Source organism: Flavobacterium frigidum (assembly GCF_048286795.2).
Genome location: NZ_JBLVPT020000005.1, coordinates 186,624 through 201,483, shown reverse-complemented (window position 1 = coordinate 201,483; position 14,860 = coordinate 186,624). Strand labels below are relative to the sequence as shown.

At 32.4% G+C, this 14,860-nt stretch carries 7 protein-coding genes; all 7 read right to left on the bottom strand.

What is annotated here, in order from left to right; translation table 11 throughout:
- Positions 1–90: 90 nt before the first annotated feature.
- Positions 91–2,112 carry an N-6 DNA methylase gene (locus ACNQGB_RS08195; RefSeq protein ID WP_417944145.1) on the bottom strand — a complete coding sequence of 674 codons (2,022 nt, stop codon included), beginning with the start codon at positions 2,110–2,112 and terminating at the stop codon, positions 91–93.
- A gap of 90 nt (positions 2,113–2,202) precedes the next feature.
- On the bottom strand, positions 2,203–8,106 hold the full coding sequence (locus tag ACNQGB_RS08190) for a DEAD/DEAH box helicase (protein ID WP_417944146.1): 5,904 nt from the start codon (positions 8,104–8,106) through the stop codon (positions 2,203–2,205).
- A 7-nt stretch (positions 8,107–8,113) separates the two neighbouring features.
- Positions 8,114–11,131: a hypothetical protein gene (locus ACNQGB_RS08185; protein WP_417944147.1), complete on the bottom strand. Its 3,018-nt coding sequence runs from the start codon at positions 11,129–11,131 to the stop codon at positions 8,114–8,116.
- Between the two features lie 69 nt (positions 11,132–11,200).
- The gene (locus tag ACNQGB_RS08180; protein ID WP_417944148.1) at positions 11,201–12,208 is read right to left on the bottom strand and encodes a helix-turn-helix transcriptional regulator; all 1,008 of its coding nucleotides are present in this window, start codon (positions 12,206–12,208) and stop codon (positions 11,201–11,203) included.
- 280 nt (positions 12,209–12,488) lie between these two features.
- Positions 12,489–13,115: a hypothetical protein gene (locus tag ACNQGB_RS08175; RefSeq protein WP_417944149.1), complete on the bottom strand. Its 627-nt coding sequence runs from the start codon at positions 13,113–13,115 to the stop codon at positions 12,489–12,491.
- 131 nt (positions 13,116–13,246) lie between these two features.
- Positions 13,247–13,906 carry an ATPase gene (locus ACNQGB_RS08170; protein ID WP_417944150.1) on the bottom strand — a complete coding sequence of 220 codons (660 nt, stop codon included), beginning with the start codon at positions 13,904–13,906 and terminating at the stop codon, positions 13,247–13,249.
- Positions 13,890–14,828 (bottom strand): transcriptional regulator, encoded by a 939-nt coding sequence (locus tag ACNQGB_RS08165; protein WP_417944151.1) that lies wholly within the window; start codon positions 14,826–14,828, stop codon positions 13,890–13,892. The genes ACNQGB_RS08170 and ACNQGB_RS08165 overlap by 17 nt, the downstream gene beginning before the upstream one ends.
- Positions 14,829–14,860: the final 32 nt, after the last annotated feature.

Below are 14,860 nucleotides of genomic sequence, written 5' to 3'. Positions count from 1 at the left end.
TTACTCGAAAAAACATCTATAAATGAACTACTTATGAAATCAGATTACAATAATGTCAATGAACATAATACTAACCAGCTGGTTTTCAACTTATTTTAATTGGACACTAGTGAGTTCAGTAATAAAAGTATTTATGTTCTGAATCGGTACTAGTTCTTTTTCATAATTACTTACGATTAATCCATTTTCTCCTTTTTCAAGAATAATACTGATTTGGTTAATGTCGTTTTTAACTTGGTTAAAAACTTCTAATAAACTGACATCATAACGTTCTCTGAATTTTAAATCAATGTTTTTGAATTCTTCAGAGTCTTCTTTTTCAAAAAACCGAATCAAGGTTTTTGAATTTGACAATAGATTTTGGCGTGGGGTGCCTAATGAATGTTTTAAAGATGCAAATTCATCAAATTGCAATTTATTAAAACCTTTTTTTAAACTTTCTTTTTGCAATTCTAAATCAGTAAGCTTAGCAGATAGTTCAAGATATTTTTCAACTTGACCTCTTTGTTCCTCAATAGAAGGGATGCTTAACTTTATATTGAGGATATCGGAAGTGTTAAGTTTAGGCACTGAAACACCTTTTCTAAAAGCTTCAATCTGTTTTAATACATAATCCTTGTATAATTCATTCGTCACATAAATGGACATTGCAAATTTTTCATCAAGCCTTAACGCAAGGATTTCATGGCTTATTACAATTGGAGTACCAAAAAACTGAAAAAAGGTAGGTTTAAGTGAACTACCCACTTTTGAAACTAAAATACAACTTTCATCAATTTTATTTGCAGACTTTGTCAACTCAACTTCATCAATTTGCAAATGAAAATTAAGATTGTCATCCTTTAAATCTTTAATTCTAACCCATTTAACAATTTGGTTTTTAGCAGCATTTGTTCCTCGAATTGGCGTTGCAAAATCCTGAAGTTTAAAACCTTCAAAATCTTCAATGAAATATCTTTGAGCATCTAAAAAACTATCCGCATTTTTGATAATCGAATTTGATATTTTTTTATATGAGTTTGTTTCAATATCATTTTCAATTAATGCAATTAAAGCTTTATCATCTAAAATTTGGGTCTTAGCATTTTGTTTACTGACAAAATCAGCAGCATCAATAAAGTTTACAATACCTCTTGTTTTCTTAGCTTTATTTATAACTAAAACAGACGTTTTTATAGATGCATGTTGCAATATTCCAGCAGGAAACGAAATTACAGATTCAAGCAAGTCTTCATTAATTAAATTTTCTCGTAATTTTTGGTTTGGTCCATTTGACCAAAGAAAATTTTCAGCTACTAATACTACAAGTTTGCCATCCTCTTTTAGATCTAGCAAACTTTGTTCTATTAAAAATTGATCAACTTTGCGGATTGACCCAAATTTACCTGAAATTCCTTCTACAAGTTGCATGTTGAAGGGAGGTGAACTTATTATTAAGTCATATTTTAAATGGAATGGATTCCAATCCCCAATAGAATCCCCTCGAACGATAGTTTTATTATTTAAGGAGTCGCAAGCGAGTAACCTTAGTTTACCAATTAACCAAGTAGTTTGACCTATTTCCTGCCCTAAATATTCATTTTGATCATTAGTCAATACACCAAACGTAGCCACACCAGAAAAAGGATTATAGATTTTTGCGTTGTTTGGAAGCGAAACTAAGCTTGACATGAATCGGCTTAATTCAAAAGGAAGTAAATAAGCGCCGGAAAATTTACCCAAGGACTGTAGTAGACCATATAAGATACTATCAAAAATTGCTATAAAATTATTTTTTAATAAACTTGAGTCAATGGAATCTATTACAGAATAAAATTGAATAAATTTTTCTTCAGAGAGTCTACATACTATATAATCATATAGTCCATAAATTTCAAGAAAATTTGAATCGTTCTCTTCGTCATATAATTGCAAAAAATTATGTATAACGACATGATTTTTATTTGAATTTATCAAAAATTCAGACCTAAAACCTATTTTTTTTAAAGTTAGTAAGAATAATACAATGTGGAAACCATCACCACTCAGTTCGCCTCTAATAATATTAAAAGCTGACCAAATCTTTTCTTCTACTTCTTGAATTGTGCTAGATACACTATTAAACGTACTCATAAACTAATTAATTATTACTACTCAACAAAAGTAAAGACAAACTGTGCATTATAAATACACAGTATATTAATGACTGAAAACAGACTTCCATTAGGTTTTTTCATTATCTATACTTATATTATAAATTATGTCATGAGAAACATCTTTTCTGATTTCAAAAATTTGATTTTCAAAAGTCATTTCTTGAGATAATAATCTTTCTATAGGTTTTATTCCATGGGCAATACCACCATCAATTCTGATCGTAAAAGAAACATCCTCTGACTTAAATTCAAATATTCTGTAATGTGGTAATCTGAATTCTGCTTTTCCATTAATTTTAAAACTGAAATTGGGAGCTAATTGATTCAAATCATATACGTAGTCATCGTATTCTTTATAATTATTAATAATAAATTCCGGAAAGTTGTAACTTTTGAATCCTGTTTTTTCTAAATGTACATTAAGTTCTGAGATAGAAATAGCACATAAATCTTTTAATTGATTTATGAATTGTAACATTAAGCGCATTGAAAATTCAGATTGGTTGAATTTATCATAATACGCAACGGTAAAATTCCTATTCTGAATCTTAGCAACAAAATCATCCCAATTGCTCAAGTTGGCTAGTACAATTTTGGCTAAATCATTACTTTGACTTCTACTTGAAATTGACTCTAATCTAGCTTCATACAAATTGCTTGTGTTAAAATTAGGCAATATTAAAGAATCGTAATATGGAATAAAAGTATCTTCTATTTTGTATTGCTTCTCTTCAAGATTATTTGCCCAAATGGAATCTAAGTTTGCGTAATTGGACTTAGAAATATAGCCTACTTTTTTATTGTTTTCCAGGACCAGAGATAGATGTATGGGATATTCTAAAATTGAATTATTAGTTCCTTTTTTTAAGTTATAAGTATGTGACAATAGATAGGCTGATAGCTTTTCTTGAGTATTCGAATACTTTATTTCGCCTTCAATAATCAGGTTAATATTTATTTTATCTCTTTTGAGATCCTCTAACCAATCTAAATTATCTATTTCCCAATCCGGTATATTGTTATTAATATGAATGTTTATATCCTTAATACCGTAATGGTAATTCAATCTTTTTATTTCATCATTCAAAGAACCAAATATTGAACTAATATTTACATCCGTAGACTTTAAGTCAGCTGGTAGTTGATTGTTAATAGCTGAGTGTAGCCATTCGATTGCAACGTGTCTATCTAAGTCTTCAATATGCCATTGTGTTGCTCGATCTATCAAACATCTGGTACAAGCATTTTGACACTCACAATTATCTAAAACATCCAATGCTTGTTGAAGTATTTCTTTTGTGTACATTCTAAATTGTGATGCATAACCAGCGCCACCTTTAGCAGAATCATAAATAAATATAGTTCGGTAGCCATTGTATTTTTTGATACCGAAACCTAATTCGGATTCTTCGATTGCTAAATGCTCAGCCAATGATTTTGTAAAAATTACACCTAGTGAGTATGCTAGTTTTTTATCATTTACAAAAGAGTTATCGGCTTTTTTGAGTCTAATTTCTGTAAAATCTGTTTTGAATTTACTTCCTAAAACGATATGATCACGCACGTTTGTAGCTGTACATGTTCTATCCCCATCCCCATTCTTACCACCTCTTAATCGAGAATGTCCATTTAGTTTATCATTAGATGTTTCTACTCTTCCACAGTCTAAGCACAAGCTAAAACCTTCACCGTCTCCCGTGTTGTAAAAAAGAATTTCTGTTTCTTCTTTTGAGCTTGATCGAAAATCAATGGAACCACTTTGTTCTAAATTCCAAGGTTCGATGTTTAATAACAAAGGTTCTAAATATTGTGGTTTGGTTTTTTCTGAAATAACCCTTGTAGGTGTGCTATACAAATCAATAGAAAAACCAACCGGTTCAACTAGTTCTGTATAGTTTGATTTATGGTCCCCTAAGCCAATTCCTGTAAAACTTGCTGTATTATTACATTTTGGACAATTTTCGTTTACTTTTCCAAAATCTACTGTTCGCTGATAGCCACAATTTTTACATGCTTGCAGTGTAGTACGATCTGTAGATTGTCCCCAGTTGTTTTTCATTATTATCCCAGAAGATTTATAATTTATTCCATCTATTAATATGGAATTGCCAGGAGCAAATTCAGTTAACGCTCTGGCGATAGGATAACTTGGATTTGATTTGAGTTTATCTTTACTCTTTGCATTAATATCTGATATGGTCAATTTTTCAAAATCGACTATACCTGTAGGTAGTCCAGCATTTGGTAAAAAGTTTTCTTCAGAGAGGTAACTAAGTACAAATTTTTGAAAGAACTGTCCTTTTCTATAGCTTACCGCTTTATAAGCTGGACTGTTATCACCAAATTCCTTAGCTAATTCGATTAATTTATTTTCGTAACCGTCTTTTTGTTTTTTGATCGCGAGAATTATTTTTTTGAAGTTTTCAGTAACCATTTTTTTTAATTGACCAGGGTTGCTATTACTCAAAGGTGTTTCTTTAACCAAGTATATTAATTGCTTACTATATTTAGGGTCATCATTGTTTTCTAAAAAATTTAAAAACTTTTCAGCGATGGTAGGACTAGCTTCATAGAAAAATTTATCTATATTTTCTTTGATGTTAAGTCCTTTGTTTTCATTGTCTTGCTGTCTTATAAAAACCCCAAACATAAAAGAATTAACATGTCTTGCTACGATTGTCTTGCTGTCAAATGCTAGAATTGGTGGTGCAATTGGGTGCTCTAATGCCCATTTAGGATTATTCATTGTACGTAATCCAATTGGGTTGGGAGAACAAAAGGTTAAGGCGAGTGATTTATTTTCAGATCTACGACCTGCTCGACCAGTTCTTTGTAGGTAATTTGCAGGCATCGGAGGTACGTTACTCATTACAACAGCAGAAATTCCGCCAATGTCGACACCCATTTCCATTGTCGTTGAGCAGCTTAGAATGTTTATTTCCCCTGTTTCGAACTGTTGTTCCAGTTCTTTAAGCCTTTTTTTGCTTTGTTGAGCAGAATGTTCCCCTGCTAGATACAGTTTGTCGTAATCAAATATGCGTTCGTGAAGATCATTCCATAAACCCTTATCTCTCGCTTCTTGACTATTTTCTTTCAACCAAGTTTCTACTTCCTCTTTTTCTATAGCTGCATTTTCAGTACTTAAATGATAAGGATTAGTATAGGTGGGGAAACGATGGTTTTTAAGACTGTCAATCTTGTAATTATTTAGGTTTTCTGGAGTAAGACTTCCTTTGATTGAGGGAGAGTACCCTCTAAACTCTTTATCTATTAAACGATTGGTAACAGGGCATAAAAATTCCTGCCCTGCAATTTCAAATTGCGTTTTTTCTAAGAAATTTAATTTATAGCCAGCTGCATCTGCAGTAAGAACCTTTTCTTGAAGGGTACGCCATATTTTTTCTAGTAATTCATTAAGTTGATCTTCTCTTTCATTAGTTATATCCTCTTTGTCATGCCATCCTAGTCCCGCACAAAGTAATAACACCAAACGTGATTGAACAATTGAATTTGAATTGTACAATGTCCATTTTATTCCTACAGCTTCAGAATTGGAGGGATGAATTAACTGTGAACGATAAAATTTAGAAGAAAACAATCTCATTGCATCATCAAAGAAAAAGTGGAACTTAAGTCTTAAAATGTAATCGGCTGCTATTTTTAACAAATTTTGCCATTCCTCATTATTAATTTGCAGCACTTTTGCAATTTCTGGTAAAACTATGTTATCTAAATCAGGATAAACGACATTCACTAATCCAAGATTTTCGAGTGATCTTTCTCTTGGTATTCTACGCGCAAATTGATCGTATAACAAAGATTGGGCATAGGTTTCATTATCCGTTATGATATTTTGACCTTTTGCTCCCTTATAAAAAAGTGTTTTAAAATCCTCTTTTATTTTAATACAATCAATAATTTCTTTCCAGGAAGATCTGCTGTTTTGTAATGCTCCAGAACTATTAGAGGTTAATGACTTGTTAATCAAATCAATTTTACGTTCAAAGTCCTTTTTCATGAATGGAGGTACTTTGTCTAACTGATCTACGTAATACGCTCTTTCTTCAATAAGTTGCTGTTCACTTTTGTTGACTTGATTGTTTTTTAACTTTTTTAGTAAATAATGGTAAACTTGGTACCTAATCCAATCGCTTTCGCTATCGATATTTATTAGTGCAGCTATCTTGGCAGTCCCTTGTCTACTATCGGTGAAGGAAATGTATTTTCTTCCTTTATATAGGGTTTTAGAAGTTGGATCTTTAGCATCCTGAGTTTGATCTAGGACAATGTCGGATAAGATCCGGTTTGTAAAAGCAGATGAGATTCTGAAGTGAATTGGGTATTCATTTTGACTTCTACAATGAGGGCATTGTCCGTCTTCGGTCATTAAAAATTCTTCTCCGGATGTTATATCATTGTTTTCTGAGATAGAGAATGGGTATAGGTTTTGATTTCGCAGCTCTCCGTGAGATTTATTTTTGATAAATCGAACTAAATTTCCATTGGAAGGTTTTTCTTGACTTTCCTCTTTATCCTCATTTTCTATAGTGAACGCATCGTAACCGATACTAGCTTTTTGATTTATTTTGTCTTTACCATTTTTGCCTTTAGTACGCTCTCCCTCAAGCATCATGTTTCCACAGCTTCTACAGGCGATTAATTCTAGTAGTGGATAGTGACAACTGCATTTTTTAGCAGCTATGGTGTACATCGTTCCTAAGGCTTTTTCTGGGATGTTTCCTTTATGTTTGTCACATTTAGAATTGGTACAAACATATACACCTCCAATACCCCGAGTAAAAAAGTGACCTCTGACGGGTAAGAGATTGTTGTTAGCTACTTTCTGATCGGCCAGCGTATCTATGGCTTCTAATTGTTTGTATTTGTCTGTAATATGTAACTTGTGACCAATTTCTTTAGAGCTCAATCCCGCGGAGGTTAAGAATTCATTTCTTAATAGTTTTATGTTGTTTTGGGTAAGTTTATTGGTCAGATTAGGAATTTGTTCCTCTGAAATTTGGTTATTCACTCTTATTCCTTGTATAACTTCAATTTGATCTAAAGCTATCCCACATAAATCGGACATAAATTTCTTAAGGATGTCAGTATTGCCGTTACCAACCGTTGCTGAAGTGATTGCAAACCTAATATTGGTTATATCCACTTCGAATGCCGCAACGACTCTACGGATCAGTAAAGCCATTTCTGCTGCTTTAGAACCGGTTAAGGTATGCGCTTCATCTAATAATATCCATCTTAGTTTGCCTTTTGATTTTTCTAGGATTGGGACATCTGCATTCCTTACCAACATGTATTCTAACATAGTCGGGTTTGTGAACAAAATTTGTGGCGGTGTATCTCTTATTTGCTCCCTTGAAATGAGTTCTGGCAAAGACTTTTTCTTTTTCTCCTTGTTGCTTTCTTTATTTTGAGTGTCACCAGTTAGAAGTGCATATTTAATACCATCTAAAGAAGAACACCAAGCATGCATTCTTTTTCTCTGACTGGCAATCAAGGCATTTAAAGGATATAAAAAGATAGCGTTAACTCCTTCTTGATTATTACAGTTTTCATAGATGTCTTGCAATACAGGTAACATAAAACATTCTGTCTTACCAGACCCAGTGCCCGTAGTAACTGCGATAGATTTTTTGTCAATAAGTAGTTTTTCCCAACTCTTTACTTGATGTTTGTAAGGGTTTCGATCTTTGGGAAATTGAAATTCTGGATCCTTAATTGAGTCCAAAGCATTTATAAATTCTTTTTGAAATACATTAGTGGTCTCACCAAATTTGAGTTTGTCTTGTTCCCAAGGAAAAGTACCTTGAAATATTACATCAGCCATTATCGGTTCTTGCGATAATAAATACTTAAAGTAATCTTGCATATCTTTATCTCCAGTCGCCCAAAGTGATAGAATTGCATCGGTTAATCTGTTTTCTGATTTAGTATAAAATTCTTGAAAATTCATAATCTTATTAGTTTTTTAGGGCGTGTAAAATAACTTTATTGTAAAACTCAGGATTTAAATACTGGCTGTATTGAATGTTTCTTCTTATGCTATCCCGATGGTCATCGCCAGCCCAAATTGGATATTCTTTTTGGGTATCGTTAATTGACTCAGCTACTGCAATTGGAGCTCTTAATAATAATTTTACTAAGTAATGATCATTTATAGAAATATTATATTCTTGAGTGATTTTAGGAGTCATACGAGGTAGCTCTTTAAGTACTCTTTCACCAAGTTGAGATCTTAAGTCACGAATATCACTATTTAGGATATGCTCTTTTTTAATGTTTTCTCCTGAAATAAATTTTAAAATGTTATTAAATCCATTTTCCTGCATATATAAAGAAATTAATCCGAAAATTATTTTAAAATATTGATTATTATAGACGTCGTCTAATTCATTTAGAGCAGTTTCCCAGTCTTCATTTTTAATCCAATGAAAGCAGATTCCCAAGTCTTTTTCCATTTCAGGAATAGCTATTTGCATAAAGTAATCGGAATCCTCCTGATTTATTCCTAAGAATAAGAATGCTCTTGCGGCGACTTTTGAACTTCTAGAAATTGCTCTTAATTGATCGAATGTAGAGAACGGTAAATGGTTTTCTATACTAACATTGAAGTAAGCTAGAAGTTGTTTCCATATTTGTGCTTCAAAATTTTCTTCTAAGAGTTGAGAATGAAAACGCTCTATACGCTCTTCTTTACTTATTCCATCAAAATCTTCGACTGTATTTACAAAACGTGGCATTAATTGGTTGCCATTTTCTAAGTTTGATATAATAATAAATTGATTAGATATTTCGGTAGCAGGAATCGAATACGATAATTCATTTCTAACTAAAGGAATTAAGTCTATATTTTCTGATTTGCAATTTAAAGGTATCGCATATAAGTCTAATTCATCCTCCGAAAGATGCAAATTGACATTGTTTTGAAATTGTTCATCTACATTTAAAGAGTGGCTAAAACCAGCGATTTCGTAGGTTTTTGAGTTTCTTCCTTCGGTTAATTCTAAGCACACTTTGTTTTTGTAATCCATAGCATCAGCCAAATAATATAACCGTTTAATTTCATCTATAAAGGAAATAATTGGTTGTGAAGATTCTTTAATTTCCTTTGTTATTATTACATCTGTTTTTAATCTATTTTTTATTCGAAGAATAGTTCCAGTATTAGGCGTACTCAAAATTCGAAGACCATATAAGTTAGCCAAAGTGAGTTTTTCATCTTCTGCTATTATTAGCCCATCACCATTAGTAATAGCCATCCCTTCAAAAGGCGAGGCCATTTCAAAATAGAGTTTCTTTTGGTTTCTTTTTCCAATAGAACCTTTTACACCGGTAGGTATCTTACCGTATTCAGTATTGACTTTTAGATTAAACTGAGTATTGGATTGTTGAATTTTTATAATAGTTGACTCGTCTAGTTTAAATTCAAAAGCGTCTGTATCTCTAATTTCTATCTCTGCATTATCAATAGCTTTATGCGTATATCTTACCTGAAGATTACCAATATTAAAAAACATGTCATAAGCTATAAGTCCGTCTTTTTCTATTTTTACGTCAATACAACCTATTGGTATGTAGCTTAATCGTGTAAGTTCTTCCCAGGTAGTATCAGTGTTGTGTTGTTTTATCCAAATTTTTGATCTATTATCAGGGAGTCTTTTGTCATTCTCATCATAAATAATGATAGTAGGTTTACTGTTCACAACTGGTAAACTTGATCTAAGCATCCAAGCTGGTTTTTGACTTACAATTGTCCATTCGAAAGAACTAACACCACTTAGGTATTTTCTAATGTGCTCTTGATTACTTATTTCAACTTCTCCTTCAAAAGTTAGCCAAGATAATTTTTTGTAGTATAATGAAAGCTCCATTGAAAGAAGATCGCTATACCAGTTAGATGGAAACATTAGGGCTGCTTCTTTGTTTGGAGAGCCATTTCCTTTAATTAAGCGCCACTCATTGTCAGAAAATCTAGACCAAAGACTAGGTTCGTTTAGGTTTGGAATAGTTTCGATAAAATCGCTTACTTCATGTTTTTCACCGTCCTTAATGACGTATGTGTATGGTAAATTACTTTCACCATTCCATACTTGATTTTGTTGTTTATACCAGTCTGTTTTAAAACTACCGTTAATCATTTTACGGAAAACACATATTAATTCTTCATTTACATAAAACTGATATTCTTTTCCAGTTACCTGAAAGCCTAAAATATTTGATAAGGAATCAGTATTGTATATATCCGCAAGCCCAATTCTAAGGGATATAATTATTTTCTCGTTTTTGAAACTTAACAGCCAATAATTTTTTGGTTTAGATACTCTTTGTTTTCTTTCAAGTTGCTGTTTTCTAATTTTTAAATTTTTAGTAATGTTTATAAGCGCTTCGTTTGAGCCTAATAAATCATCATAAATATTTTCATCGTTTAGAATAGACTTTACAATTTCAAAACAATTTTCGTATATTATATCGTTTTGGCTAGAAGGAGGAAGCAGACTAATGATATGAGGTTTAAATATAAAATCCTCAATCGTTTCAGGTTGTTCATCCAAAACAGCTAATAAAAAATCTTGGTATTTACCTTGATTTTCAGAGATATGCGTTAAAGGTAGACCTCCTTGTAAAAGTAATGTCCTGAAATAAAGTGTGTTTTGTTTCGTAATCCACTTAATACCAAGCATTTTAGCTCCCTTTTTCGCAAGTTTGTAAAAGTCCTCTTGATTAAAATCATATCTGATATTTCCTTTTATAGAATTAAAAATATCTTGTTTACAAGGAATACCACCGTTATAATTTTTCTTCCACCACTCAGCATAATAAAGTGTAACATCTCTAGGATCGATAGATAACGGGCGAGCAAATCTTAACTCTTCATTGAGTTTTTCAAAATCCTCATTATTTAACATATATTTCCAAAGAGGTCTTCCGTCGTGCTTTGACAAACTATTTTTTTGAAGTAAAGTAGAAAAAAAGCTCATAAATACTATGTTTAAAAGTTATAATGCAAACGTAAATTGACTATGTGCATAATAGAGACACCCTTAAAATCAATAATTATTAAACTGTTGCTGTATTCGTTCTTTAATTTTAAGTACTAAAGTATCTGGAGTAATAACTTTCACCTTTTCACCATAAGAAAGTATTTTCATTTCTAATTCATAATTTATTATGACATTGATTCGAATCTCTAAAGTGCTATCCTCTAAAATTTTCATTTTTTGAGTGCTATGAAGCGGTTTAGTTTGAATATATGGAGCCTGTTCTTTATTGAACACTAGTTTTACTTCTTCAGGTTTTTCATTTATTCCTTTGGAAACACCAATCATGTCTTCGAAAAATTCTTCCCAGTTAGTACAGTCTTCTTTATATTCATTTATCGTTTTTTCAACATCATTATTAATCCTGTCCACTGCTAAATTCCATTGAGCATTATCGTTGTATTCATTATATCCGAAAACAAACCATCTGCTATTGTATTGTTTTAAAAAATAGGGATGAAATGTTACTTCATATTCAGGCGTGTTAAATGGCTTGTATTTGATTTTAAGAACGGTCTTATTGATTATAGCATTGAATATAGGTGTTATGAGGTTATATCCTTTGTAGTCGATATTTGATTCTAAAGACATCACTTTGCTTTCATTATTCTTCAAACCAAATTTGTCATTTAATAATGGAGCTATTTCATTTACCCATTCGAATTCAGGGCTGCCTTCAAATCTTTGTAAAATTGATATAGCATTTTTTAATAATTCCGCTTCATTATTATTAAGGGGGCTTTTATTTATGGAGAAGTTTTTATCAGAATAACGATAATAGGGACCGTTAGTACCTTTGTTGGTTTCAATAGGGGCATCAAATCCCGATAAGCTCCTCATAAAACGAATGTCTTTTCGTAAGGTTCTGATTTCAACACCAGAGCTATTTGGATCATATTCTATTATGGCTTTATTTACAGCATTTAGTAGGTCTTTAATATTATATTCCCTACCGAAGTTTTGAAAGCATTTGTCTAGTTTATTATATCTGACTAATTGGTATTTTGTTGTAAACATTTATTCTATTTGTTTTATACAATGGGAAAATTCAAAATTATGTTTTGTATTACAATTTACTTTACGGTTTCCCACATTTTTAAAGAAAGAAATATCTAGTGTGAAGTTGATATTCATTTGTTTTGTATCAAATTATAGTGTTTTGATGAGTAAATTGTAAATAAACGGTATTTTGAAGGAATGTACCATACCCACTTTTAGTGATATTGATTTATTATTGCTATGTTCAAAAAAACCTCGTTTTAAGTTGTAAGTACTAAGAATTTAATTACATGATTTTTTAGCAGGTACGATTATCTAAATATCGGTGCAATTCATACAATTTAATCAATCCCTCCATATTATCCGGCATTTGTGCCAGCTGTACAAAATTGATATTTTGGTACAGGGATTTTTTCCCCACAATGTCTTGCATGATGATGAAAATTGCCTGTTGAAGGGTTTTTGTATCACAATACAAATTGTAACTTTTTAAAAAAACAACAATGTCGAACTTCTGGATTACTTCATGATACTCCAGCGGTAAAAAAGTGAGTTCGCTAGCTTTTAGTGTAATTTCGTGGAAGATATACGGATCGTCAAGACCCTTCATAATTTCGTCAATTATTTCCATTGGTTGTATAAACGCGGTGAATTTCCAGGTTTTCAATTGTGGTGCATTGTCGACTAAATTGATTACCCGGTTAAAGTATTCCGGGTTGCCGTTGGCAGTTATGATGAGTTCGGATTTTCCATTGCAGGCTTTTGGATATACAATCATAAAGTCAATTTCCCTGCAATAGTAGCTGAGGTTTTTGGTTAGCCAAAAGGCAATGTGTTTTTGGTTTTTAGGGGTTTCGTTGATAAGGTTTTTGATGGTTTGATTGTTGTCTTGGAACCAGTTCCAGAAGATGTTGATTTTTCTCATATGTTTTGTAGTGAGTGGTGAATAGTGAATGGTGAATAGTGAGTTTTGTCTCTCGTCTCTCGACTGCGCTCGAGGTGAAACGCTTGAGATTACACGCTCGTGATGAGGTTGCTTCGTTCCTCGCAATGACTTTATCGTTTGTCTTTTGTTCTGCTATCAAATGTTATCAAATTGAACATTTGTCGCATTCTGGAGCGGAGTCGGTTGCCGTAGTTGTTTTCGATTTCGGAGGCAGAAAGGTTGGTGGTGATGTGTGTGACGGATTTGTTTTCGACAAACTGTTCGTATCGGCTGATGAGTACCTCAGCCATGACGTTGCAATCATTTCCGAAATGCTTTATTTGCTGTTCGGCACCCAAATCGTCAAAGCAATAACCACTTAGTTTTGATTGATTGGCTTGCTTTAGCGTGTAGCAGTTGATGGCCTCAAAGCCATTTTTGGCAAATTCAAACGAAACTTCTCTACATGTTTTGATTTTGTACTCGGATGCATGATAGGCAAATGGGCGTACTAAGTTCATTAGGGATGTTTTTCCGCAACCAATAGAACCTGATACTAAAATGCCTTTTGATAAGTCTATGTTTTGGTTCACGGCTGCTTTCTGATCTTTTATCATATAAATCAACAATTTGTAGATGGTTGGGTGATCCATTTCGCTGATATGAAATGAACTTCCATAGGTGGTTTTTCCTTGGTTCTCAAGATATTCGAGACACTTTTGAAAATTATATATTTTTGAACCTTTGTGGACCACGAAGGTTTCACGGACGGATTTACAATGGTTCGTCATAGTTTTTCTGGGTTGCTGTGTGCAAGTGCATCGGTTTTGGTTGGCCGTTGTAATCGGATTTTGGAGTGTTTATTGCAAACTTAGCTGTGTTGAGCATCCAGTTTCTTGCTGCTGCTCTCCAATCTTTCATTTTTGTTTTACCGCCTATGAGCCAACCAATGCTGGAGTAGTAATTGAAAAATTTATTGGCTTCTATTTGGGAGCTTTCCTTGAAAGAGAAGTACTCCAGTATCATTTCGAGTGATGGCACTCTGTTTTCAAAAAATAAATCGAGTTCAACAGCTTTTTCTTTTTTGGCGCAACTTTTTTCTTTTTGCTGCCCGTTTTCAGTTTGTTTTTTATTGGTAGCAACGAATACTGGAAGTATTTGCTGACCGGTCTCCGTTTTTATTTCTATCTCTTTTGGAATTATTATAGGATTCAAATTTTGAACTGGTTGATTTATTAAATTTTTTTCTATATCTATTTTTGTATTGTTTAAATTGTTTTTAACTGTTTGTTTTTTATTATATATATAGAGCTGTTCATTTACCTGTTCAATGACTTGTTCATTTTTTGATTCGGTCAAATTTTGAACGGGTTCATTTTTTGAATGGGTTAATTGTGGTATTTTTGAAATTGTTTTTTCTTTTTCAGAAAAATTGATCATAATGATGTTGGAGCAAGAGTGTGGATTGAATGTTGGGTTGTATATCAAAAATCCTAAAAGCTCTAACTCTTTCATGCATTTATGGTACGTTGCTTTTGAATTGATCTTGCTGGCTTTCATGATTTCTTCCCGAGAAATGCCTGTTGGATTCTTGAATCGGTTTACGTTCCAACATTGGAAAAGTGCCAAATAGAGCGAAATGTGTGTTGGATTTAGGTTGGGTTCATAATTAATTTTATTGAAAAATCCGGTGAGGTGTTTGATGTAGTTCATAATCTTAGATAATAGTGAGTGGTGAAAAGTGT

What these genes read in the sequence shown, in the direction of transcription:
- ACNQGB_RS08195 (WP_417944145.1), bottom strand. Translation starts at nt 2,112, where the DNA reads ATGAGTACGTTTAATAGTGTATCTAGCACAATTCAAGAAGTAGAAGAA.
- ACNQGB_RS08190 (WP_417944146.1), bottom strand. Translation starts at nt 8,106, where the DNA reads ATGAATTTTCAAGAATTTTATACTAAATCAGAAAACAGATTAACCGAT.
- ACNQGB_RS08185 (WP_417944147.1), bottom strand. Translation starts at nt 11,131, where the DNA reads ATGAGCTTTTTTTCTACTTTACTTCAAAAAAATAGTTTGTCAAAGCAC.
- ACNQGB_RS08180 (WP_417944148.1), bottom strand. Translation starts at nt 12,208, where the DNA reads ATGTTTACAACAAAATACCAATTAGTCAGATATAATAAACTAGACAAA.
- ACNQGB_RS08175 (WP_417944149.1), bottom strand. Translation starts at nt 13,115, where the DNA reads ATGAGAAAAATCAACATCTTCTGGAACTGGTTCCAAGACAACAATCAA.
- ACNQGB_RS08170 (WP_417944150.1), bottom strand. Translation starts at nt 13,906, where the DNA reads ATGACGAACCATTGTAAATCCGTCCGTGAAACCTTCGTGGTCCACAAA.
- ACNQGB_RS08165 (WP_417944151.1), bottom strand. Translation starts at nt 14,828, where the DNA reads ATGAACTACATCAAACACCTCACCGGATTTTTCAATAAAATTAATTAT.